Below are 22,698 nucleotides of genomic sequence, written 5' to 3'. Positions count from 1 at the left end.
TTATTATGGAATTTTTCAAAGGAATAAGTAGAATGATGGGATTTGATGAAGAAGATGATGAAGAATTATTAGAGAACAGGGAAGAAAACTATGATGAAGGTGAAGAGGAGATTGAAATTGAACCTTTCGTAAGCAAGAAGCAAAATAAAATAGTTAATATTCATACTGCATCATCCTCAAAGGTTGTAATTAGTAAGCCTTCAAATTATGATGAGGGGAAAATTATTGTAGACAATTTAAAGTCTAGAAGAATAGTTATTGTTAACTTAAATGGAGTAGAGCCTAAGGAAGGTCAAAGAATACTTGATTTCCTAATAGGATCTATTTACGCATTAGAGGGAGGTCTTCAACCTGTAGAAAAGGGAGTATTTATATTAACTCCATCTAATATTGAAGTTAGTAATGAATTAAAAAATGAGCTTACAAACAAAGGAATTTTTAGTTCCTTCAAATAAGTCTAGTACTCGAACTTGGTAAAGTATTACGTGGTTAATTTTTTATATATTTGAGTGGTAGAATATAGCTTGAAAAACATGAACAGTATTAAGAGGAATCATAATTAATATAATAATATATAATGAATTAGAGGAAAGCTATGGAGAAGAAGGCATTTTTAGATATATTTAAAGACCACGATAAAAATTATATTTCAAGTATATATGAGGACATAGAACTATGTAAGAACATAGAAATTCCTATATATACAAAGGAGTTTGTGACTCCGGATATCTATATGAATATAAAAAACAACCAAAGTAAACTTGGGGTTTTTGTTCATGGTACTGGTGTGCTTGCGGATTGTGAGAGAAAGATGTTATGTTTTTCTACTAATACATATGAAACTCTGGACTATGATATTCATATTGTTAAGATAGAAAATAAATCAAAGTTTAAAGAACTTAAGCATAAAGATTATTTAGGCTCTATAATGGCTTTAGGAGTTAAGAGAAGCTTATTCGGAGACTTAGTAGTAAAAGGAGGTGCTTGCTTTGTTCCAATGACAAGGTCAGTTTCTCAATATGTTCAATATAATTTAACTAACATTGGAAATTGTCCATGTACTATTGATAGAATAGATATAAATAGTGAAGATATCCCAAAGATTGAATTTGAAGAAAAGATTATAATGGTTACATCCCTTAGACTAGATAATGTGGTACCTAGTATTTGCAATATGTCTAGGGCTAAGGGCACAGACCTTATAAGTAATGGGTCTGTATTATTAAATTATCTTAAATGTAATAGAAAGGATAAATTAATAGAAATGAAGGATACTATTACCATAAGGGGATTTGGAAAGTATAAAATTAATTCAATTGAAGGAGAAACTAGTAAGGGACGAATTAAATTATTAATAGGTAAATATATTTAATGCGGGGTGAAGGATATGAAGATGACAGCTATGGACATTATGAACAAAGATTTTAAAAAAGCCATGAGAGGATATAACATGGATGAGGTGGATGAATTTTTAGAACAAATTTCTGAGGATTATGAAACCGTGTATAAGGAAAATGCTATTTTAAAGGAAAAATTAGATGTTTTTCAAGATAAATTAGATCATTATTCAAAGATGGAAACTACTATTCAAAGCACTTTGTTATTAGCACAAAATGCTGCAGAACAGGCAAAGCAAAGTTCTCAATCAGAAGCTGAACTTATAATTAAAAATGCAAATGAAAGTGCTAAAAGAATTTTAGATAAAGCTCACACTGATGTTTTAAATATCAATGATGAATTCGATAGAACAAAACAGGAATTTGCTAAGTTTAGGAGCAAGTTTAGAAACTTTATAGTTACACAAATGGAAATGTTTGAAGCACTAGAAAAAGATTTTGATAAAAATTATAATATTTCAACTGTAATGGAAGAAAAGGTGCATGAGCCAGTATTAGAAGTTGCTTCTGAGAAGGATGTAGAAAGCTTTGAATATAATACAGCTGAATTAGAGGATATAAAAAGTTTTTTTGTAGATAAGTAGTATTGAAATTTTATTTACATATATTGTGTAATTTTTGGTAAATATGATTAATGTATAAACCGAGTTCTTTGCTTTAGAGAGAGTTTTTACTCTCACTGAAGGTTATTAATAGTATTATAAGTATGAATTTATTCATACTTATAATTCGTTGTCTTTTAGGAAAAATCATTATCCAGGGACGTAGCAGCTCTTTAATCTCACTTTAGGGTGAGATTTTTTTATCTACTGAAAGCTATTGACATATCCCGGAACATGTATATTATAATAGATGTAGTTGTACCCAATTAATGTGAAAAATTATATTTGAATATGTATTAACATAATTGATGACCTAAATTTGTATTAAAGAAAAGTACCTAGAATTATTTGTACCTAGGAAGAAAAGAGGAGATTTTAGCATGAGAATAGGAATTATAGGAGCTATGGAAGAGGAAGTAAGTTCTCTAATAGCTGATATGGAAATAAAGAAAAAAGTTACAAGAGCAATGATGACATTTAATCATGGAACTATTTACGATAAGGATGTTGTAATAGTTAGAAGTGGAATAGGTAAGGTAAATGCAGCAGTTTGTACACAAATTTTAGTTGATGATTTCAATGTGGATGCTGTTATAAATGTTGGTATAGCTGGTGGTATTGGAGAAGATATATATCCAGGAGATGTGGTTATTGCAACAGACTTAGTGGAGCATGATATGGACACAACTAAATTTGGAGATAGACCAGGTCAAGTTCCTAATATGGAAGTCTTTGACTTTAAATGTGATAAGGGATTAGTAGAAAAAGCCCAAAGTGCTTGTGAAGGTATAAAAGATATAAATATTTTCACTGGTAGAATAGTATCTGGAGATCAATTTATAGCTGATATAGAGAAGATAAGATGGTTAAAAAGCGAGTTTAATGCGCTATCTTGTGAGATGGAAGGAGCAAGTATAGCTCATTCAGCTTATCTTAATAATAAACCTTTTGTTATAATACGATCAATTTCTGACAATGCTAATAATGGAGCACATATGGACTATGAAAAATTTAAAGAAATATCAGTTAAAAATTCAAATACCATACTACGTTCTATGTTAAAAACTTTATAAGGTGATATTATATGAAAAGAATACTTGCAGAAAAAAATAGTGGAGAAAAAATTACAGTACAGGTTAAGGATGTAATCATTGGTGGAGATGACTTAGTGTTTATATCTGGACCATGTGCAGTGGAAAACTATGATAAAATGATAAAGATAGGAAGAGCCTTGAAGGACCAGGGAGCACATGTGATGAGAGCAGGTGCCTTCAAGCCTAGAACATCTCCCTATGATTTTCAAGGTCTCGGTATAGAGGGACTAAAAATACTTAAAGAAGTTGGAAATGAATTTGGTTTGCCAGTAGTATCTGAGGTAATGGATGCTAGAGATATAGAAATTTCTCTTCCTTATGTAGATATGATACAGGTTGGTTCTAGAAATATGTATAACTATACATTTTTGAAGGAATTAGGAAAGCTTAAAGTACCTGTACTTCTAAAAAGAGGGATAAGTGCAACTGTAGCTGAATGGATTTATGCAGCTGAATATGTTTTAAAGGAAGGTAATAATCAAGTAGTACTTTGTGAAAGAGGAGTAAGAACCTTTGAGACTACCACTAGAAATACCTTGGATTTAAACTCTGTAGCAGTGATTAAGGAAAATTATAGACTTCCTGTTATTGTGGACCCTAGTCATGGAACTGGAAGGCGTGAGTTAGTTGAAGCTATGAGTTTAGCTGCTGTGGCAGCTGGTGCAGATGGATTAATTATAGAAAGTCATGTAAATCCTGATAATTCTGTATCAGATGCAAGACAAACTATTAATGTAGAAAATTTAAAAAAAATTATAAATAAGTCTAATGCCATTAAAAATATTTTATCCGAGTTAAGATAAGGGGGAGTGGTTTTGACTTTAGGAATAATAATAGTAGTATTAGGTCTAATAATAGATAGAGGAACAAAATGGTGGGCTATAGGTACCTTAAAGGGTTCAGAAGGATTAACTGTAATTAAGGATTTCTTTACTCTTGATTATCTAGAAAACCGTGGAGCTGCCTTTGGAATGCTTCAAAATAAGCAGTGGTTATTTATTGTTATTACTATAGTTGTAGTTATAGGAATGATATTCTATTTATTAAAGTATAAGCCTAAGTTCAAGTTAGTATATGTATCTATTGCTATGATAATTGCGGGAGCAATAGGTAATCTTATAGATAGAATAAGTTATAATTATGTAGTGGATTTTATTATGGTTCATTATAGGGATGTATATTATTTTCCAACCTTTAATGTGGCTGATATGCTAGTTTGTATAGGAACATTTTTTCTATTAATATGTATACTGAAGGATGAGATTTAATGGATTTTAAAAATTATATTATAGAAGAAGAAAATGTAGGGAAGAGACTTGACTTATTTGTAAGTGAAAATGAAGTAGATATGTCTAGATCTTTTGTCCAGGGAATCATTGAAAAACAACAAGTGAAAGTCAATGGACAGATAAAAAAAAGTAATTACAAATTAAGAGTAGGGGATCAGGTTCAAGTAGAACTAGCTGAGCCAGTGGAACTTCAAGTAGAGGCTGAAGATATTCCTTTAGATATAATTTATGAGGACAGTGATGTTATAGTAATAAATAAACCACAGGACATGGTAGTCCATCCTGCCCCAGGAAATTATACTGGAACTCTTGTTAATGGTCTTCTTTATCATTGTAAGGACTTATCAGGTATAAACGGAGTTATAAGACCTGGCATAGTGCATAGAATTGATAAAGATACTTCTGGGGTATTAGTAGTTGCTAAAAATGATAAATCGCATAATTCATTAGCTATGCAGCTAAAGGACCACTCCATGAAGAGAACTTACTATGCCATAGTAGAAGGTATAGTAAAGGAGGAAGAGGGTACTGTTAGAACCAACATAGGAAGACATCCTGTAGAGAGAATAAAGATGGCTGTAGTTAAGAATGGAAAAGAAGCTATTACTAATTATAAAGTGCTGGAGCGATTTAAAAGTAATACCTTGGTGGAATGTAGATTAGAAACAGGTAGAACACATCAAATTAGAGTTCATATGGCTCATTTACATCATCCACTAATTGGAGATCAAGTATATGGATATAAAAAACAGAAGTTTAAATTGCAAGGTCAAGCACTTCATGCGAAAAATTTAGGCTTTATACATCCTACCACAGGAGAGTATATGGAATTTGATTCACAACTTCCAGAATATTTTCAGGATATATTAGATAAATTAAGAAAAGAAGTTTAGGGAGGGACTGTTATGGAACTGAAATCAGTACTTATGGACGATAAAGCAATTAAGAGAACTCTGACGAGAATTTCTCATGAAATTATAGAAAAAAACAAAGGTACAGAAAACTTAGTTATATTAGGAATTAAAAGTAGAGGAGTGCCACTAGCTAATAGAATTGCTGAACTAATCAACATGTTTGAAGGTGAAGAGGTAGAAGTAGGTAGTGTAGATATAACTAAATATAGAGACGACCTAAAAAAACCTGAAAACTTAAAGGAACATAATAGTATAGAATTAGGTGTAGACATAACTGGGAAGAGAATAATTCTAGTGGATGATGTTTTATTTACAGGAAGAAGTGTAAGAGCGGCAATAGATGCAATCATAGATAGAGGAAGACCTGAAATGATTCAGCTAGCTGTACTTGTAGATAGAGGTCATAGAGAGCTACCAATAAGAGCTGATTATGTGGGGAAAAACATACCAACTTCAAGAAAAGAGGATATATCTGTTGAACTAGTAGAAAAAGATGGAGTGGACTCTGTAAGTCTATACGAGAATAATTAGGAGAAAAAATTTATGTATAAAATAATTGTAACTACTACCTTTGGTATAGAGGCTATTACAGGCAAGGAGCTAAAGAATTTAGGATATGAAGACTTAAAAATAGAAAATGGAAAGATAACCTTTGAAGGAGATGAAATGGATGTTGCTATCTGTAATATCCATTTAAGAACTGCAGAGAGAGTTTTTCTAGAGATGGCAGAATTTGAAGCTACCTCCTTTGAAGAATTATTTCAAGGAACTAAAAAAGTTGACTGGGGTAGCTTAATACCTATTGATGGTAAGATGCATGTTATAGGAAAATCTGTTAAATCTACTTTACATAGTGTACCTGACTGTCAAGGTATAGTAAAAAAAGCTGTAGTAGAAAAAATGAAAGAAAAATATGATACTAATTGGTTTAGTGAAGATGGACCAGTATATAAGATAGAAGTTGGAATTCTAAAGGATAAGGTAACCCTTGCAGTAGATACCTCTGGAGTAGGACTTCATAAGAGGGGATATAGGGAAAATGCAGGAATGGCTCCTTTGAAAGAAACCTTAGCAGCAGCCTTAGTTTTGATAGCCAAATTCAATGGAGATGAGCTTTTAATAGACCCATTTTGTGGATCAGGAACTATACCTATAGAAGCTGCACTGATAGCTAAAAATATAGCACCAGGAGTTAATAGACACTTTGTAAGTGAAACTTGGCCTACCTTTGACAAAGAAATTTGGGAGCAGGTACGCGAAGGAGCAAAAAGAAGTGTTAATAAAAAAGACTTCGTTATTCAAGGCTCTGATATAGATGGAAGAGTACTTAGAACTGCCATGGATAATGCTAAAAAAGCAGGTGTAGAGAAGTATGTTAACTTCCAAAGACTTGATATGAAGGATGTAAGAAATAGAAAAAAAGGTGGTATGATAATAACTAATCCACCTTATGGAGAGCGACTTTTAGATGAAGATGAGGTTAAGTATCTCTACAAAACTTTTTCTAATGTGTATGAAGGACTAGAGGATTGGTCTTGCTATGTACTAACATCTTATGATGACTTTCAAAAGGTATTTGGAAAAAAGGCTGATAAAAACAGGAAACTTTATAATGGAAGAATTCAGTGTTATTACTATCAATATAATCCGAAGAAATAAATTAAAGACTATCTCAAAAAGTTTTGAGATAGTCTTTGTTTTAAACTTGCTTTAAATCAAGTTTTATAGGATCTACATAGATGGTTTTGTTTGTGGAGTAGGTTACCATACCAGGCTTTCCTTTAGCCATTTTTTTAACATTTCTAATTTCTGTGTAGTCTATAGGTACCTTTGTAGAGTTTTTACCCTTGCTATAGAAGGCGGCTAAGGTAGCAGCTTCAAGAAGGGTGGAATCAGGTACTTCTCCATGGTTTTTAATGATTACATGGGAACCTGGGATATTTTTTATGTGAAGCCAAATATCATTGTTATGAGCAAACTTCAGAGTTAAATAATCATTTTCTAGATTGTTTTTACCTACATATATATCAATGCCATCACTAGATATGAAGTGGAGTGGTTTTGAAGGCTTAGTTTTTTTACTTTTCATAGACTTTTTGAAAGCAATGTAGCCAGTTTCCACTAACTCATTTTTTATATCCTCTAAATCTTTATAGTTATCAGCATTTTCAATATTACTAAGTACTGATTGAAGATATTCATCCTCTTCTTCAGCTAATTCTATTTGGATATAAGCATTTTCTTCTGCAGCTTTTAATTTATTGTATTTTTTAAAATACTTTTGAGCATTTTCAGAAGGGGTTTTATTTACATCTAAAGGAATTTTAATATATTCTTCTTCATCACTATAGTAATTTAATGCTTCAACCTCTTTATCACCCTTTTTGATATTATAAATATTTGCAGTTATAAGCTCTCCATATAGATTATATTTTTGCTTTTCTTCACATTCAATTAAAGTTTTCTTTAGAATGTTTAATTTTTTTTCAACTCTGTCTATGTTATTTATAACTAGCTTTTGCATATCATGACTTTTGCTTTGAAGTCTATTTATTTTATCCTTTGCATGATAGAAGCTTTCTAGAAGACTACTAGGAGAAGAATATTCTTCACATTGTCCACCATCATCTAAAATATGTTCTAGCCTTATACAGTGGAAATCTTTTAGTTCATCATTTATGGAATAGCTATAAAGGTCATAATTATTATCTTTGGATTTATCAAAAAACTCTATTAAGAATTCATAGATTCCCTTTAGGTTATTTTTACTTAAAGGAATATTTCTTTTATTTAGCCTAAAAGAAATCTCTTTAGCTATAGGATTACTTACTCCATCTAAAACTCTAGTAAAGAATTTTTCATTTAGAACTTCATCTTCATATAGACTAAAAGTTTTTTCTTGAAATGATTCAAAGGTAGCGTTGAATATATCAAGTTTATTACTTTCAGGAGGATATACATATTCAATACCAGGATAGAGTACTCTATAGCTATTTATATCTGGTGTAATATGTTTTATGGAATCCATGATGAGTCCATCTCTTTTTCTTATCAAAGTAATGTTACTGTGTCTACCCATGATTTCAATTATTAAGGTATATATACTGTTAAAGCCTAATTCATCACTACTTTCAAAATCTAAAAGTAGGATTCTGTCATTATTTAATTGAGTCACATTTTTTAAAACTGCAGTATTGAGATATTTTCTTAAAACCATACAAAATACAGGTGCCTTAAGTGGGCTTTCCTTAGAGTAATCAATAAAGTTTATTCTAGGATAAGAAGCGTTAGCATTTAGCAGTAGTCTAACAGGTTTCCTATTTATTTTAAAGCTCAGTACTATTTCATCCTTTTCAGGTTGGGTTATTTTATCTATTCTACTGCTTATTAGAGTGTTTTTTATTTCATTGGCTAGAGAGCGCAAATATAATCCATCTAGTGCCATATAAATCATCCTTTCATTTAAGCATATATTTTACAGTATATCACTATTATTTTATAAATAAAATACAAAATAAGTTAGGACAAGGATAATTTCCTTAATTGAAGATGATATAATAAAAGTAATATTGCATTTAAGGAATATTTAAGTTAAAGGAACTGTAGTTGTTTAAGAAGTAATAAGAATGAATTTACATAAGAGTTACATATATAGAAAAAAATTATAAAGGCAGGGTGGATATAAATGGAATTAAGGGGAAGTATCATTAAATTAAGAAGGGAATTTCATAGATGTGCAGAAGCAGGGTGGTTAGAATTTGAAACCACCATAAAAATAATGGATTACTTGAAAAAACTCGGATATAATCTACAATATGGTAAGGAAATACATAGTAATCCAATGGGTATGGCTGATGAAGAAATACTTGCTAATCATAGGATAGAGTGTAGTGAAGCAATTAAAAACAAGTCCTATAATGTAGATGAAATTCTACAAGGCTATACTGGGGTAGTAGCAACTATAGATACAGGAGTTCCGGGTCCTACCATGGCTTTTAGATTTGATATAGATGGTCTTAAGGTTGAGGAAGCTAAGGAAAATCATAGACCTTTTAAAGAAGGGTTTTCTTCTAAAAATCCAGGAATATGTCATTGTTGCGGTCACGATGCTCATATAGCTATGGGCCTTCAGCTTGCAAATACTATTGTAGAGATGAAAGAAAAATTAGCAGGAAAAATAAAGCTCATATTTCAACCGGCAGAGGAAGAGGTTAGAGGGGCTAAGTCTATGGTAGAAGCTGGAGTTTTAAAAGATGTAGATTATTTATTTTCTGGTCACATGGGCTTTATTGATAAAAATAATGCCATAGCTGTTAAAGTTAAAAATTTGCTTGCTACTAATAAAGTAGAGGTAGAGTTCTTAGGTAAATCTGCCCATGCAGGACTTTGCCCAGAAGAGGGAAGGAATGCTCTTTTAGCAGGAGCAAGCTGCATTTTAAATCTTCATAGCCAAGTGCAATTTGGAAAAGGAGTAGGAAGACTTAACGTAGGAACTCTTCATGGAGGAACTGGAAAAAATGTTATAGCAGATAAAGCAGTTTTACAGTTGGAAACAAGGGGCGATACTAACGAAATTAATGATAGAATCATGGATATGGTTTGTCGAGTAGTTAAGGGTGCAGCAATTTCCTACAATGTGGAATATAATATAAGAGTAGTTGGTTCTGCAAGGGCATATAATAGCCCCGATAATGAATTTTCTAAGGTAGTAGTAAAAAATCTTAGAAGTTTACCTATAGATATTATTGAAGAGTTTTCATTTGGAGCCTCTGAGGATATAACTTATATGTTAGAAGAGGTGGAAAAGCAAGGTGGAAAGGGAATGTATTTTATAATTCCATCTTCTATTGTGGCACCGCATCATAATCCTCATTTTGATTTTAATGAAGAATCACTTATAATAGGTCATGATGCTTATGTATGTATGATAAAAACCTTTTTACAAAAGAGTATGATTTAATTAAACTTGAGATAAATTTACTAAATTAAACAAGCTAAGGGATGTGTAGTTTTGAAAGAAGCAATGAAAGAAATTTTGGAAAAATATTATGGATATAAAAGCTTTAGGACAGGTCAACAGCCAGTTATAGAATCTATCTTAAAGGGAGAGGATGCACTTACTATAATGTCTACAGGTAGTGGTAAGTCTATATGTTACCAAGTGCCTGCTTTAATCCTTCAGGGATTAACTATAGTAATTTCACCTTTAATTTCCCTTATGAAGGATCAAGTAGATGCACTTAAGGACATGGGTATACCTTGTAGCTATATTAATAGCTCCTTAAGCAGTAAAGATTTTAAGGAAGTATTAGATGGAATAAAGGAAGAAAAATATAAAATACTTTATATAGCCCCTGAGAGGTTAGATAATATAGAATTTTATAATGTAATTTCTAGGATACCTATTAGCCAGATAGCTATAGATGAGGCCCATTGCGTATCTCAATGGGGTCATGACTTTAGAGCTAGCTATAAAAGAATTGCAGGTTTTATAGAAAGGCTTATGGTGAGACCTATAGTTACAGCCTTTACTGCTACAGCTTCTAAAGAAGTAAGACAGGACATAGTAAAACTTTTAAAGCTTCAAAGTCCTAAAATATTTATTACTGGCTTTGATAGAGAAAACTTGTCTATAAATATAGTTAAATCTGAGAATAAGAAGAAATATTTTCTTAAATTTATGGAAGACAATAAAGAGAACTCTGGTATTATATATGGAGCTACTAGAAAGGAAGTAGATAATATTTATAGAGAGCTTTCTAGTAAGGGATATAATATAGCTAGATATCATGCGGGTTTATCTGATGAGGAAAGAAAAGAGAATCAAGAAGATTTTATTTATGATAGAGTTAAGATTATGGTGGCAACTAATGCCTTTGGTATGGGAATAGATAAGTCTAATATAAGATATGTGGTTCACTATAATATGCCTAAAAATATAGAAGGTTATTACCAAGAGATTGGAAGAGCTGGTAGAGATGGTGAGAAGAGTCAGTGTATATTATTATTTTCTCCAGGAGATATCCATGTTCAAAAGTATTTAATAGAGATGAGTATAGAAAATCCAGAGAGAAAAAACAATCAGTATAAAGCACTTCAGCAGATGGTGGATTTTGTTTATAGTAATGATTGTTATAGAAAATATATTTTAAATTACTTTGGAGAAAGCTATGAAGATGACTGTAACAATTGTAGTAATTGTTTAAATCAAGGAGAGATAGTTGATAAAACTGTAGATGCTCAAAAGGTACTATCTTGTATATATAGGATGAAACGAAACTATGGTGCAACTATGCTTATAGATGTACTTAGAGGATCAAAAAATAAAAAGGTTACACAGTTTAATTTTCAAGAGCTATCTACCTATGGAATAATGAAGGATTATTCAGGTGAAAATCTAAAAACTTTTATAAACACATTAATTTCTCATGGATATATAAATCAAGTTGAAGGAACTTATCCTGTCCTTGCATTAAATAATAAGTCTATGGAAGTACTTAGAGGTCAGGAAGTAGTTCACTTTAAAGAATTTAAAGTTAAAGTAAATGCAGAGGTAAGAAATGAACTCTTTGATATATTAAGAGAACTTAGATATAGCATGGCAAAGGCTGCTGGAATTCCTCCATATATAATTTTTAGTGATGGAACCCTTAGGGAAATGAGTGTTAAGCATCCTACAAATAAGGAGGAGTTTTTAGAGATATCTGGAGTGGGAGAAACTAAGTATAGTAAGTATGGTAAGGAATTTCAAGGTGCTATTATAGAGTATGTTGAAGCTAACAATCTAACTGTTAATGAAAAGAATAACCCTGACAAAAGTTATGAAGAAGCTAGTGTAACTAAATCAGAAGAAGATAGAAGTATTAATAAGGAATCAGTGGATTTTTATGTAAATACTGATAAAAAACTATTTGAAAGGTTAGTTTTAGTGAGAAGGGAATTAAGCAGGGTAGAAGGTGCTATGGAACAGAATATCATAGCAAAAAATACTCTAAAAGAGATAAGTGGAAGATATCCTAAAACCTTAGAAGAGCTAAAGGATATAGGAGGTATGGGGCCTAAGAAGATAGAAAAATATGGAGTGACTTTAATAGAAGCAGTAAATACATACATAGAAAAAGAGGGAATAACTCCTATATGGGAAGAAAAAAAGAAAAAAAGATTAGTTATAGATGGAGATGAAAGAAAGAATAAGGAAATAGCTTTAGACATGTTAAATGAAGACTTTGCAATTGAGGATATTGCAGAAGAGATTGAGGTATCAATTTCAACTATACTTGGATACGTTACAGAGTATATAGAGGAGTATGGAAGACCTAAGTTTACTATTCCTTTAAATAAATTTTTTAACCAAGATGAAGAAAAAATTATCATGGAAGTTTGTGAAAGAGTTGGCTATGATAAGGTTAGTAAGGTAAAGGCAGAGTTACCTAAGACAATTAATTATGAATCTATAAGAGCTGTTATACTTAAGAATTACTTTTAAGAGGAGAATATTATGGAAATTTTAAAATTTACAAAGATGCAGGGAGCAGGAAATAATTTTGTGGTTTTTGAAGATATGGAAGTAAAACACAATGATTTAGATACTTTAGCTAAAAAGTTATGTGATAGAAATTTTGGCATAGGAGGAGATGGAATATTAGTAGTAAGAAGAAGTAAAATTGCTGATATTCAAATGATAATAATAAATAGTGATGGTTCCTATGCTGGTATGTGTGGAAATGGAATAAGATGCTTTGCAAAATACGTATATGAAAACAACATAGTAAGAAAAAGTGAGTTTACCGTTGAAACAGGAGATGGTATAAAGGTTTGTCATCTGTTCATAGAAGATAATAAGGTAAAAGCTGTTAAGATAAATATGGGAAGAGAGAGTTTTAATCCAAAGTTTATTCCTGCCTTAGGAGAGGAAGAAATTATTAAAAAAGATATATGTGCCAATGAAAAAAACTATAATATAACTTCATTATTACTTGGAGTTCCCCATACTGTTTTATTAACTGAAGAGGGAGGGTTTAAGGTTGAAGAAGGTGCAGCCATAGAAACCCATGAATTATTTCCACAAGGGACCAATGTTAACTTTTGTAGAGTTGTGAATAGAGGGGAAATAAAGGTTAATACCTGGGAAAGAGGCGCAGGGCCAACCCTTGCCTGTGGAACAGGATGTTGTTCATCGGTGGTGGTTTGTAATAAATTAAATTTAGTAGATAAATCTGTGAAGGTTATGGCTCCAGGAGGTATTTTAACTATAGAAATAACTGAGGGTGGAATAATGATGACGGGGCCAGCGGAGAATGTATTTAAGGGTGAAATAGCAGTATAAGTGAACATTAAGGGTTTATATTTAAACAATTTATAAATTTGTTTTAATATAACCCCTTTTTTACTTATTTATAGAATTATATTTGAAATAAATGGTAATAATTATAGTTGTGATAAAAGAAATCTATATTTTTAATATGTTTAAGGAGATAAACTGGTGATCAACAAAATAGATTTAGATTCAATAGCAATAAATACGAAGGCTATGTCTATGCTTTCCAAGGAAGTGTGTGAAGAGTATAGCATTTTACCTTATGACATAAAAAATAATGAGATCTATTTAGCTACCTTTATGGAGCATTCCAATGAAGAAATTAATATATTAAGATTTATTTTAAAGAAAAAAATTATATTTAACTTATGTACTATAGATCAATTTAAGATTTATTTAGATAAATATTATGAAGAAATTTATAGAAAGCAAATAGTTAAGGGACTTAAAGGTGAAGAGTATCCTAGAAAGGAGCTTGATAAAGAAGTAAAGGGACCCATTATTTCTTTAGTTGATTCAATTTTTAGAGAAGGTATTGAAAAAGGTGCAAGTGATATACATATAGAGTCATGGAAGGATAGAATCACTGTAAGGTATAGAATTGATGGAGTTTTAAATATTTTTAGTACTTTACCTAAGAATATTTATGAGGTTATAGCAACGAGAATAAAAGTTATGGCAAATATGGATATTACTAATAAATATACTCCAGAAGATGGAGAGATAAATCTTAAAGTAAAGGAACATATTTATGATTTAAGAATATCTACAATGCCTACTGTTCACGGAGAAAAATTTGTAATAAGAATATTACAAAGAAATGCACCTTTGTTAAATATAAATAAGCTAGGTTTTACACCTAAAGATTATCGACTCTTAAAAAATATATTAAAGTTTAAACAAGGGTTAATCATAATTACAGGTCCTACAGGAAGTGGAAAAACTACTACTTTATATTCTATGATAAATGAGTTGAACGAAGAAACTAGGAATATAGTCACTGTAGAAAAGCCGGTGGAGTGTGAAGTTGAGGGAATTAATCAAGTTTCCATAGGAGAAGGTAGTGCTACCTATGGAAATATATTAAAGGCAGTATTAAGACAGGATCCTGATGTAATAATGGTTGGTGAAATTATAGATAAGGAAACTGCTGAAGTAGCTATAAGAGCATCTTTAACAGGTCACTTAGTTTTAACTACCTTGCATACTAACGATGCTAGCAGTGCTATAAATAGACTAACTAACATGGGGATAGATGGAGATATAATTAAAAGTTCTCTTGTTCTTGTAATTGCTCAAAGGTTAACAAGATTAATATGTGAAAAGTGTAAGGTGAAATATAAATTATCCAAGGAAGAAAAGAAGCTTCTAGCCATGGATAGGATTGAAGAAGGCTATAGAGGAACTGGATGTATTAAATGTAATAGCACTGGATACAGAGGAAGAACTGTAGCCTATGAGATTATGATTATGGGAAAGAGATTAAAGGAGTCTATGGATATTGGGGATAGTGATATATTAAGAAACATAGCTATTGAAGAGGGAATGATTACTATGAATGAATATTTTAAGGAATTAGTTGTAGAGGGAAGTACTTCAGTGGAAGAGTATTATGGAAATATGCAGGTTTATAACATTGAAAAAGCCTTAGGAGTGGATTATGGAGTATAAGTATAAGGGGATAAATGTAAAGGGGAAAATTGTATCAGGAAAAGTTATAGTAGAAGATCATTGGAGTTTAATGGAGAGATTAGAAGAGGAAGAAATATATTGTATTAAATATAAAGAATTGCATAAAGAAAATACATATTTGTTTAAAAGAAGGATTTCAGAAAAAAATTTATCTACTTTTTGCAGAAATTTAAAGAATAATTTAAAGGCGGGAATTCCTTTAGTTAATGCTTTGAAACTATTAGTAGAGCATTTAGGGGATAAAAGGTTATGTGAAATTCTAAATAAAGTTATAAATAATATAAAAAGTGGTTTATCCTTTTCAGAAAGCTTAGAGAAGTTTAAAAGTGTTTTCCCTGAATTTTTTATAACATTAATTCATTTTGGAGAAGAAAGTGGTAGATTGCAGCAGATTCTAACTTTCATGGAAAAGTACTATATGAAGGAATATAAAAGGCGAAAGAAAATTATTAGCGTAAGTACTTATCCTATAGGATTATTTGTATTTGTATTAATTATGGGCATGATTGCCATTTACAAGTTAGTACCTACATTTTTTAATTCTATGGATATAGAAAATATGAAACTTCCTTACATAACTAGATTTTATTTAGGATTATCTAGAGTTATAAATAGTCTAGGTATACTTGTAGTACCAATAGGCATAGGGATTTTTATAGGCATAAGCTTTATACATATCTATCTAAAGGGGAAAGGGATAACCTATAATTTAAAATATAAAAATCCACTAACGAGAAATTTAGAGAAAAATAGATTTTGTTGTAAATTTACTATGGCCCTTTCAATGATGATAGGTAGTGGTATTGATATAAAATCTTCTTTAATCTTACTGAGAAATTGTGAAAATGCCATTTACATTAAGGAGCGGTTAAATAGATGTATAGAAGGATTAGAAAGAGGTGATAGCCTTTATGAGGGCCTTAAGAGGTGCAATATTTTTTCAAATTATTTTCTATCAACAATATATATAGGAGAAATTAATGGAAGTGTTGAAGAGGTGTTGCAATGTTGTAATGAAGTTTTCGAAGAAGAACTTGAAGGGAAATTAGATAGGATCACATCCCTAATAGAGCCACTACTAATAGTCTTTGTAGGTCTATTTATAGGATCTATCATTATTGCAATTATGATTCCATTGTTTAATATGTACAATACAAAGTTTTAAAAGGTATTAAGGTAGAAAACTATGAAGAAAAATGGATTTACACTAATAGAATTAATAGTGGTATTAGGTATATTATCTATATGTTCATTTATAATATATCCTCATTTAAACTCCTATGATGAAAAGAAGTTAGCCATGGAAATGGAACATGGGGTTAATGGCACAATTGAATTTATAAATAGCTGTAAGATGTATGCAAGAAATAATTATGATAATAGGAAACTCTTTAGATTAGTTATCCAAAGTAGAGAATTAAATCTATATCATGGAACTGTAAAAGTACAGAGTTATCTATTACCAGATTCACTAAGGATACATATATCTAATGATGCTAGTATAACTATACCATTAGATATTGACGGAAATACATCTTTGGGAAGGTCTATAAATATATATGATCCAGAGGGACGTAGAGAAGTTATAACCATAAAGGTAGGAACAGATTATGTTAGTAAGCAAAAATAAAGGAATTACACTGTTAGAAACTATAATAAGCATGTTAGTTATATCTACTATTCTCATAGGAGCACTTACTTTTTATGGTGTAATGGGAAGGTGTGAAGAAGAAGAGAAAAAGGAAATGAAGGCCACTTTTCAGATAGATGCAGTTAAAAAGCTTATTTTATGCAATATGGATTATGGTGATATTAAAGAAGAAATAGTTGAAAAAACTAGATTCATAAATACTAGTGATTTATCAGAGGAAGCTCTAGGTAGTATAAATATAAAATATATTATAAAGGATGAAGTAAAGCAATACCCAATTATAATGTTAATGGGAACTGAAGAAACTGGTAAAGAAATTATAAAAATACAGGTTTTATATAGGTTTCAAGATGGAAAGGAAATAAATTATGTATTTTACAAGGGTAATTATGAGAAAAGCTAAAGGTGTTACTATATTAGAATTAATAGCGGCTTTAAGCATTTCCTCGTTAATAATTACAGTTATTATTAGCAGTTATAGTATTTGGATGAAAAGCTATAAGGAACGAGTGTATTATTCTAGTGAAATTACAGGGATTTATGAAGCACTTATGTATATAGAGAATTATGTTAATTATAGAGGTGAAGGATGTTTTTTAAAAGAGGGGGATATAATTATACCTACATCTGTAGGAGAAAGTTATGTTTCTTTAGATGGGAATGAACTTAGGTTTTTTTTCAAGAATAAACATGGAGTAGGCCACACCAATCAGCCTCTTTTATATGATGTGAGAGAATTTAAAGTTAGGCAAAATGGTAAGGTTATATTCATTAAAATAGTTACGAATAAAGGAATTAGTGGAGAGAGAGCAATTGGTAAAATATAAAACAGGTTTAAGCAAGTATAGAAAAATTCATAGGGGGTGGATATTAACTTATGTGGTAATTGTAGGAATGATTATTTCCCTAACTATATGTTATTCTATGAAATCCTTTATTAATAGAAATTCTTATATTAAAAATTATGTGGAATATAACTTGAAAGAAAATAAGGACCATAGCTATAAGGAGCACTTAATAGCTAATTTTAATAGTTATGTACTAGAAAATATAGAAACTATAAATGCAGAGACTCCAGCGAAATACTTTGAAAGGAAGGCTGGTGAAAAACTAATCACCTATTATAATAGTTATATAACCTATGATTTAAGTAATAAGTATTTTCAAATCAATGGATTAAATAGAGTTTATAGGTTCGCTATGGAGATTAGTGGTAGTGAAGTTAAATATATTTTTAAGGGGAATTTAGTACAGTAGAAGGGAGAGTTATGAAGAAAAGGTGTACGATTGAAATAAGTGAAGAAGGAATAAAGTTTGTAAAAGAAAAGATTAAAGATTTAAAAAAGGATAAGAATTTTTACTGCACATATTGCTGTAAGAAAAATTATAAAGACACTGATGTAGCAGTTGAGGAAAATTTAAGAAAGCTTAATTTGGACATAATTTTAGAGGGAGAAGAGATATTTGTACATAATATTTTTGTGCCTAAAGTAAATAAAAATAAACTAGATTTAATTGTTAAAAATCAAGTAATAAAAATTTTTTATAATATAGAAAATATAATATTTAACTATGAAATTATTGGGAATAAAAGAGGAAAATTAGAGGTAGCCATATACTGCATAAATGTAAAGGATTCACTTTTAATGAATGGAGAATTGTTTTTAGGAGCAAATATAAATTCTATAATACCTATACAACAGTTATATACAAATAAATACAACAAAAAGATTAAAAATGGAGAATTCACTTTAATAATATATAGAAATAAGTATGTTTATATCATTGAAGTAGAAAATGGAACTATAAGAGCAAATAGAGTTATAAATGGAAGTAACGAAAATGTAAATATAGAAATCTTAGCATTTTTGAGAGAGATTAATGGAGAAGAACATAATAATAAGGGAATTTACATCATTACAAATGAGAAAAAGGAAAAGGTTAAGGTCGCTAATTTATATGAGATGAAAAGGAGTTTTCCTGTAAATTCTTAATTTATGAAAGGGAGGGAGACAATGAAAGAAGGATATTATCCTCAATGGTATATAGAGAGTTTAAGGTACATCTATAAGAAAAATATAATAAGGACTTTGATATATTTTTCTGTATTATTTATAATTATTTCCATGGGAATATTAGGAAATTATTATAAGAGATTAAATATTGTAGGTAAAGTGCAGTATAACAAAAACATAGAATTAAATAATGACAAAAAAAGTATTACAACCTTTGCATATAACTATATTTATGAAATAATTTCAAAGGAAGAGCTTGAGATAAATTCTATGAATATAGATGACAATAATATAGGATTTAATATAAAGATTAAAGATAAGGAAGATTATTCAATGTGTATTAAAACTTTAGAAGAAAAGTTTTCAATAGTTGAAGTTTCATCTATTCTCAAAGAGAAGGAAGAGCTATATTTTACAGCTAAGGTAAAGATTAATGGATACTAGAAAATATAAATTAATTAATATTACTATAGTTATAGCAACTATAATACTCTTAATAGCCTATGGTAAAACACAAATAGATTTAAATAATGCTAAAAATCATAGAAATTTAGTTGTAAGTAACCTTGTAGAAGAAAATAAAAAGGAAGAGTTTAAACTTGGAGAATTCTTAAATAGATTAAGAAGTTATAATGATATTTCTTTAAATAACATTGTTGTTTATGACTCTTGGGGTGAAGTAACTATCAAGTGTAAGGGGGATTTTACTACTTTTAAAAATTTACTTAGTGATTTAGGTAAGATGGATGAAATAAAAGAAATCAACTCTTTGGTGGTCGAAGAAGATATTTGCACCTTTATTCTTGTATTCAAAAAAATCTAAAAAATTTGGTATTTTTATGTTGACTATTTATTTATTGTTATGTATAATTAGTGCCAAGGTAAAAGTAAATATTGTCTTATCACGAGCGGTGGAGGGACTGGCCCTTTGAAACCCAGCAACCTGTGTATATATATTGAATCATATATCTTTATATGTGCGTCATGGTGCTAAATCCTGCAGCTTTTTTGAGCTGGAAGATAAGAGAATGAATTGGCATGCATGAAGTTTTATGCACTAGAGATTTATTCTCTAGTGCTTTTAATTTTGCCCCAAATAATTAAATCTAGATTTAAAGTAAATAGGATATCTACAGTAAAGGTCGGTGCTAGATAATGATAGAGGTATCACATATCAATAAGAGTTTTGAGAGTTTAAAAGTTTTAAAGAATGTATCATTTACCATAGAAGAGGGACAAGTATATGGAATTATAGGTCACAGTGGAGCTGGAAAATCTACCATGTTAAGATGTATAAATGGATTAGAATGTTATGATGAAGGCAGTTTGAAAGTTATGGGAAAAGAAGTTTCCTCTATGACAGAAAGAGATATTAGAGAGTTTAGAAAAAATGTTGGAATGATATTTCAAAATTTTAACTTACTTAAAAGGTCTAATGTATATAATAACGTAGCATTACCATTACAACTATGGGGATATGATAAAGAGCATATAGAAAAAAAGGTAGAAGAATTGTTGAAAATTGTTGGATTATCCCACAAGATAAAGTCTATGCCTAAAGAGTTAAGTGGCGGAGAAAAGCAAAGAGTAGCAATTGCAAGAGCTTTAGCTTTAGAACCTAAAATATTACTCTGTGATGAAGCAACATCAGCACTGGATCCTAAAACTACAAAGGACATATTAGAGCTGTTATCTAAAATTAATAAAGAAATGGGGATTACCATAGTAATGGTTACTCATCAGATGGAAGTAGTAAAGTCTATATGCCAGCGAATAGTGCTTGTAGAAGGCGGAGAAGTTAAAGCTGAAGGAAATGTAGATGAACTGTTCTTAAGACCAGGATATTCTCTAAGAAAATTCTTAGGAGAAGAAGAAGAAATTTTATTTCAAGATGGAGTCAATATTAAGATATATTTTCCGGCAAATAAAAGTGAAAATTCATTTATAACCAACATGGCTAGAGATTTGAATGTAAATTTTTCTATTGTGTGGGGCAAGTTAGAAAGATTTAGGGAAAATATATTGGGATCATTAGTCATAAGAGTTGATGAACAGTGGAAGGAAGTTGTTACTAGTTACTTAGAAAAGAATAAATTCCAATGGGAGGTGTTATAGTTATGACAGCAGAAGCAATTATAGGGATCCTTAGTAGTGCACTAATAGAAACTTTAATAATGGTAGTGATATCTACGATCTTTGCAGTAATTATTGGTATGGTTTTAGCCATAGCTTTAATACTAACAACCAAAGAAGGTCCAATGGAAAATAAATATATATATAAAATATTAGATGGGGTTATAAATACTTTAAGAAGTTTACCTTTCGTAATATTGATGGTAGTAGTAGTTCCTGTTACTAGAGTTATTGTAGGTAAATCCATAGGAACTACAGCGGCCATAGTACCTTTGACTATAGCTGCAGCTCCTTTTGTTGCAAGAATTATTGAAACTTCTTTAAAAGAAGTAGATAAAGGAGTTATAGAAGCAGCTCAATCCTTAGGAGCTACTAAGACTCAAATAATATTTAAAATAATGATAAAAGAAGCCTTACCATCTATTGTGTCAGGTCTTACTTTAACTATTATAAGCATTATAGGATATTCTGCCATGGCTGGTTCTATTGGTGGAGGCGGTCTTGGAGCAGCAGCTATAACCTATGGATATAATAGATTTAATACTCCAATTATGATATTTACAGTGGTAGTTTTAATTATATTTGTTCAATTTATTCAAAGCTTAGGAAACTACATATATAAGAAACTAAGCTAGTATTCAAAATTTAAGTTTAGAAATTTATAATCAAGGAGGAATATATACATGAAAAGATCAGTAAAGAAATTATTAAGTTTAACGTTAACATTAGCTTTAGGGGTGACTTTAGTAGGCTGTGGTTCTAAAGGAAAGGTAGGCTCACAGGATAAGGATGAAGATAAGGTTATAGCTATAGGAGTATCTCCAGAGCCTCATAAAGCTATAGTGGAAAATGCTATAAAGCCACTATTGGAGAATCAAGGATATAAAGTAGAAGTAGTAGAATTTTCAGATTATGTACTACCTAATACTGCCCTTGAAGAAGGTGAAATAGATGCAAATTATTTTCAGCATGTACCTTTTTTAGAAGCTACAGTAAAGGAAAAATCTTATGATCTTTCTTATACAACAAAGGTACACCTAGAACCAATGGGAGTATATTCAGAAAAATTAGATGATATAGGGGCTATTAAAGATGGTGCGGAAATAGCAATTCCTAACGATCCATCTAATGGAGCAAGAGCCTTAAAACTTTTAGCTAAAAATGGAGTAATTGAAATTTCGGAGGGGGATCTAGTAACTGCAAAAGATATTACTTCAAATCCTAAAAATGTTAAGATAACAGAGCTAGATGCAGAACAGTTACCAAGGGTTCTAAAAGATGTAGAATTAGCAGTAATAAATACTAACTACGCTTTAGAGGGAGGACTTAACCCTTTAAAAGATGCCTTAGTAATTGAAGGTACAGATAGTCCATATGCAAATATCATTGCTGTTAGAACTGAAGATAAAGAAAAGGATAAAATAAGAGCTTTAACAAAGGCAGCCACTTCTGAAGAAGTAAAAAAATACATCGAAGATAATTATAAAGGAGCTATTGTTCCTGGGTTTTAAATCTATAAAAATGTATATAATAGATATGAGTATATGGATATAATATGTATTTTTAATAATATACTATAATAGTGCAAAAACAC

At 30.4% G+C, this 22,698-nt stretch carries 25 protein-coding genes and 1 riboswitch; of the genes, 24 read left to right on the top strand and 1 reads right to left on the bottom strand.

Translation table 11 applies throughout. From position 1 onward, the window contains the following. Nucleotides 1–5 precede the first annotated feature (5 nt). The 9 genes from B2694_RS08390 (at nucleotide 6) to B2694_RS08350 (ending at nucleotide 6,955) form a co-directional block, all read left to right on the top strand. The gene (locus tag B2694_RS08390; protein WP_346885344.1) at nucleotides 6–455 is read left to right on the top strand and encodes a cell division protein SepF; all 450 of its coding nucleotides are present in this window, start codon (nucleotides 6–8) and stop codon (nucleotides 453–455) included. A 140-nt stretch (nucleotides 456–595) separates the two neighbouring features. Next, the gene (locus B2694_RS08385) at nucleotides 596–1,372 is read left to right on the top strand and encodes an RNA-binding protein (RefSeq protein WP_346885343.1); all 777 of its coding nucleotides are present in this window, start codon (nucleotides 596–598) and stop codon (nucleotides 1,370–1,372) included. 15 nt (nucleotides 1,373–1,387) lie between these two features. Then, complete coding sequence (locus B2694_RS08380; RefSeq protein ID WP_346847926.1) at nucleotides 1,388–1,981, top strand: DivIVA domain-containing protein; 594 nt, start codon at nucleotides 1,388–1,390, stop codon at nucleotides 1,979–1,981. 398 nt (nucleotides 1,982–2,379) lie between these two features. Continuing rightward, nucleotides 2,380–3,072, top strand: a complete 693-nt coding sequence (locus tag B2694_RS08375) for a 5'-methylthioadenosine/adenosylhomocysteine nucleosidase (RefSeq protein ID WP_346847927.1) — start codon at nucleotides 2,380–2,382, stop codon at nucleotides 3,070–3,072. Between the two features lie 11 nt (nucleotides 3,073–3,083). Continuing rightward, nucleotides 3,084–3,896 (top strand): 3-deoxy-7-phosphoheptulonate synthase, encoded by an 813-nt coding sequence (gene aroF, locus B2694_RS08370; RefSeq protein WP_346885342.1) that lies wholly within the window; start codon nucleotides 3,084–3,086, stop codon nucleotides 3,894–3,896. A 12-nt stretch (nucleotides 3,897–3,908) separates the two neighbouring features. Further along, the gene (gene lspA, locus B2694_RS08365) at nucleotides 3,909–4,361 is read left to right on the top strand and encodes a signal peptidase II (protein ID WP_346847929.1); all 453 of its coding nucleotides are present in this window, start codon (nucleotides 3,909–3,911) and stop codon (nucleotides 4,359–4,361) included. Next, nucleotides 4,361–5,275 carry an RluA family pseudouridine synthase gene (locus B2694_RS08360; RefSeq protein WP_346885341.1) on the top strand — a complete coding sequence of 305 codons (915 nt, stop codon included), beginning with the start codon at nucleotides 4,361–4,363 and terminating at the stop codon, nucleotides 5,273–5,275. Before lspA ends, B2694_RS08360 begins: the two co-directional genes overlap by 1 nt. A gap of 12 nt (nucleotides 5,276–5,287) precedes the next feature. Continuing rightward, nucleotides 5,288–5,827, top strand: a complete 540-nt coding sequence (pyrR, locus tag B2694_RS08355) for a bifunctional pyr operon transcriptional regulator/uracil phosphoribosyltransferase PyrR (protein ID WP_035129314.1) — start codon at nucleotides 5,288–5,290, stop codon at nucleotides 5,825–5,827. A 12-nt stretch (nucleotides 5,828–5,839) separates the two neighbouring features. Continuing rightward, entirely contained in the window at nucleotides 5,840–6,955 is a 1,116-nt protein-coding gene (locus tag B2694_RS08350; RefSeq protein ID WP_346885340.1) for a class I SAM-dependent RNA methyltransferase, read from the top strand. A gap of 40 nt (nucleotides 6,956–6,995) precedes the next feature. Here the strand turns inward: B2694_RS08350 and B2694_RS08345 are convergent, their stop codons facing one another. Further along, nucleotides 6,996–8,741, bottom strand: coding sequence for an Rqc2 family fibronectin-binding protein (locus B2694_RS08345; RefSeq protein WP_346885339.1), 1,746 nt, complete (start codon nucleotides 8,739–8,741; stop codon nucleotides 6,996–6,998). 240 nt (nucleotides 8,742–8,981) lie between these two features. On the opposite strand from B2694_RS08345, the gene B2694_RS08340 reads away from it, so the two are divergent. The 15 genes from B2694_RS08340 to B2694_RS08270 all read left to right on the top strand — a co-directional run bounded on the left by B2694_RS08340 (nucleotide 8,982) and on the right by B2694_RS08270 (nucleotide 22,615). After that, nucleotides 8,982–10,256, top strand: coding sequence for an amidohydrolase (locus tag B2694_RS08340; protein WP_346885338.1), 1,275 nt, complete (start codon nucleotides 8,982–8,984; stop codon nucleotides 10,254–10,256). A 63-nt stretch (nucleotides 10,257–10,319) separates the two neighbouring features. Continuing rightward, nucleotides 10,320–12,782 (top strand): DNA helicase RecQ, encoded by a 2,463-nt coding sequence (recQ, locus tag B2694_RS08335; protein ID WP_346885337.1) that lies wholly within the window; start codon nucleotides 10,320–10,322, stop codon nucleotides 12,780–12,782. A gap of 12 nt (nucleotides 12,783–12,794) precedes the next feature. Then, nucleotides 12,795–13,622: a diaminopimelate epimerase gene (dapF, locus tag B2694_RS08330; protein WP_346885336.1), complete on the top strand. Its 828-nt coding sequence runs from the start codon at nucleotides 12,795–12,797 to the stop codon at nucleotides 13,620–13,622. A gap of 156 nt (nucleotides 13,623–13,778) precedes the next feature. Continuing rightward, nucleotides 13,779–15,284 carry a GspE/PulE family protein gene (locus B2694_RS08325; protein ID WP_346885335.1) on the top strand — a complete coding sequence of 502 codons (1,506 nt, stop codon included), beginning with the start codon at nucleotides 13,779–13,781 and terminating at the stop codon, nucleotides 15,282–15,284. After that, entirely contained in the window at nucleotides 15,274–16,470 is a 1,197-nt protein-coding gene (locus tag B2694_RS08320; RefSeq protein ID WP_346885334.1) for a type II secretion system F family protein, read from the top strand. Before B2694_RS08325 ends, B2694_RS08320 begins: the two co-directional genes overlap by 11 nt. Nucleotides 16,471–16,491: 21 nt before the next feature. After that, nucleotides 16,492–16,935, top strand: a complete 444-nt coding sequence (locus B2694_RS08315) for a type II secretion system protein (protein ID WP_346885333.1) — start codon at nucleotides 16,492–16,494, stop codon at nucleotides 16,933–16,935. Then, nucleotides 16,916–17,359: a hypothetical protein gene (locus B2694_RS08310; RefSeq protein WP_346885332.1), complete on the top strand. Its 444-nt coding sequence runs from the start codon at nucleotides 16,916–16,918 to the stop codon at nucleotides 17,357–17,359. Before B2694_RS08315 ends, B2694_RS08310 begins: the two co-directional genes overlap by 20 nt. Next, entirely contained in the window at nucleotides 17,346–17,783 is a 438-nt protein-coding gene (locus B2694_RS08305) for a hypothetical protein (RefSeq protein ID WP_346885331.1), read from the top strand. The genes B2694_RS08310 and B2694_RS08305 overlap by 14 nt, the downstream gene beginning before the upstream one ends. After that, on the top strand, nucleotides 17,770–18,213 hold the full coding sequence (locus B2694_RS08300; RefSeq protein WP_346885330.1) for a hypothetical protein: 444 nt from the start codon (nucleotides 17,770–17,772) through the stop codon (nucleotides 18,211–18,213). The genes B2694_RS08305 and B2694_RS08300 overlap by 14 nt, the downstream gene beginning before the upstream one ends. A gap of 11 nt (nucleotides 18,214–18,224) precedes the next feature. Further along, nucleotides 18,225–18,950 carry a hypothetical protein gene (locus tag B2694_RS08295; RefSeq protein WP_346885329.1) on the top strand — a complete coding sequence of 242 codons (726 nt, stop codon included), beginning with the start codon at nucleotides 18,225–18,227 and terminating at the stop codon, nucleotides 18,948–18,950. Between the two features lie 21 nt (nucleotides 18,951–18,971). After that, nucleotides 18,972–19,415, top strand: coding sequence for a hypothetical protein (locus B2694_RS08290; protein ID WP_346885328.1), 444 nt, complete (start codon nucleotides 18,972–18,974; stop codon nucleotides 19,413–19,415). Next, nucleotides 19,405–19,794: a hypothetical protein gene (locus B2694_RS08285; protein WP_346885327.1), complete on the top strand. Its 390-nt coding sequence runs from the start codon at nucleotides 19,405–19,407 to the stop codon at nucleotides 19,792–19,794. Before B2694_RS08290 ends, B2694_RS08285 begins: the two co-directional genes overlap by 11 nt. 73 nt (nucleotides 19,795–19,867) lie before the next feature. Then, nucleotides 19,868–19,998: riboswitch (SAM riboswitch) on the top strand. 128 nt (nucleotides 19,999–20,126) lie between these two features. Next, entirely contained in the window at nucleotides 20,127–21,086 is a 960-nt protein-coding gene (locus B2694_RS08280; RefSeq protein WP_346885326.1) for a methionine ABC transporter ATP-binding protein, read from the top strand. Between the two features lie 2 nt (nucleotides 21,087–21,088). Continuing rightward, nucleotides 21,089–21,739: a methionine ABC transporter permease gene (locus tag B2694_RS08275; protein ID WP_414632725.1), complete on the top strand. Its 651-nt coding sequence runs from the start codon at nucleotides 21,089–21,091 to the stop codon at nucleotides 21,737–21,739. 48 nt (nucleotides 21,740–21,787) lie between these two features. Continuing rightward, nucleotides 21,788–22,615 carry a MetQ/NlpA family ABC transporter substrate-binding protein gene (locus tag B2694_RS08270; protein ID WP_346885325.1) on the top strand — a complete coding sequence of 276 codons (828 nt, stop codon included), beginning with the start codon at nucleotides 21,788–21,790 and terminating at the stop codon, nucleotides 22,613–22,615. Nucleotides 22,616–22,698: the final 83 nt, after the last annotated feature.

It is taken from the genome of Clostridium sp. UBA4395 (genome assembly GCF_002390995.1).
GTDB lineage: Bacteria > Bacillota > Clostridia > Clostridiales > Clostridiaceae > Clostridium_J > Clostridium_J sulfidigenes.
Note: the sequence above shows the minus strand (reverse complement) of the source record. Positions and strands in the feature narration are given on the sequence as shown.

Coding starts and splice junctions, on each gene's coding strand:
- B2694_RS08320 (WP_346885334.1), top strand. CDS start 15,274: ATGGAGTATAAGTATAAGGGGATAAATGTAAAGGGGAAAATTGTATCA.
- B2694_RS08350 (WP_346885340.1), top strand. CDS start 5,840: ATGTATAAAATAATTGTAACTACTACCTTTGGTATAGAGGCTATTACA.
- recQ (WP_346885337.1), top strand. CDS start 10,320: ATGAAAGAAATTTTGGAAAAATATTATGGATATAAAAGCTTTAGGACA.
- B2694_RS08315 (WP_346885333.1), top strand. CDS start 16,492: ATGAAGAAAAATGGATTTACACTAATAGAATTAATAGTGGTATTAGGT.
- B2694_RS08280 (WP_346885326.1), top strand. CDS start 20,127: ATGATAGAGGTATCACATATCAATAAGAGTTTTGAGAGTTTAAAAGTT.
- B2694_RS08345 (WP_346885339.1), bottom strand. CDS start 8,741: ATGGCACTAGATGGATTATATTTGCGCTCTCTAGCCAATGAAATAAAA.
- B2694_RS08380 (WP_346847926.1), top strand. CDS start 1,388: ATGAAGATGACAGCTATGGACATTATGAACAAAGATTTTAAAAAAGCC.
- B2694_RS08385 (WP_346885343.1), top strand. CDS start 596: ATGGAGAAGAAGGCATTTTTAGATATATTTAAAGACCACGATAAAAAT.
- B2694_RS08285 (WP_346885327.1), top strand. CDS start 19,405: ATGGATACTAGAAAATATAAATTAATTAATATTACTATAGTTATAGCA.
- B2694_RS08290 (WP_346885328.1), top strand. CDS start 18,972: ATGAAAGAAGGATATTATCCTCAATGGTATATAGAGAGTTTAAGGTAC.
- B2694_RS08310 (WP_346885332.1), top strand. CDS start 16,916: ATGTTAGTAAGCAAAAATAAAGGAATTACACTGTTAGAAACTATAATA.
- B2694_RS08275 (WP_414632725.1), top strand. CDS start 21,089: ATGACAGCAGAAGCAATTATAGGGATCCTTAGTAGTGCACTAATAGAA.
- aroF (WP_346885342.1), top strand. CDS start 3,084: ATGAAAAGAATACTTGCAGAAAAAAATAGTGGAGAAAAAATTACAGTA.
- B2694_RS08295 (WP_346885329.1), top strand. CDS start 18,225: ATGAAGAAAAGGTGTACGATTGAAATAAGTGAAGAAGGAATAAAGTTT.
- B2694_RS08340 (WP_346885338.1), top strand. CDS start 8,982: ATGGAATTAAGGGGAAGTATCATTAAATTAAGAAGGGAATTTCATAGA.
- B2694_RS08270 (WP_346885325.1), top strand. CDS start 21,788: ATGAAAAGATCAGTAAAGAAATTATTAAGTTTAACGTTAACATTAGCT.
- B2694_RS08390 (WP_346885344.1), top strand. CDS start 6: ATGGAATTTTTCAAAGGAATAAGTAGAATGATGGGATTTGATGAAGAA.
- pyrR (WP_035129314.1), top strand. CDS start 5,288: ATGGAACTGAAATCAGTACTTATGGACGATAAAGCAATTAAGAGAACT.
- B2694_RS08375 (WP_346847927.1), top strand. CDS start 2,380: ATGAGAATAGGAATTATAGGAGCTATGGAAGAGGAAGTAAGTTCTCTA.
- B2694_RS08305 (WP_346885331.1), top strand. CDS start 17,346: ATGAGAAAAGCTAAAGGTGTTACTATATTAGAATTAATAGCGGCTTTA.
- B2694_RS08360 (WP_346885341.1), top strand. CDS start 4,361: ATGGATTTTAAAAATTATATTATAGAAGAAGAAAATGTAGGGAAGAGA.
- dapF (WP_346885336.1), top strand. CDS start 12,795: ATGGAAATTTTAAAATTTACAAAGATGCAGGGAGCAGGAAATAATTTT.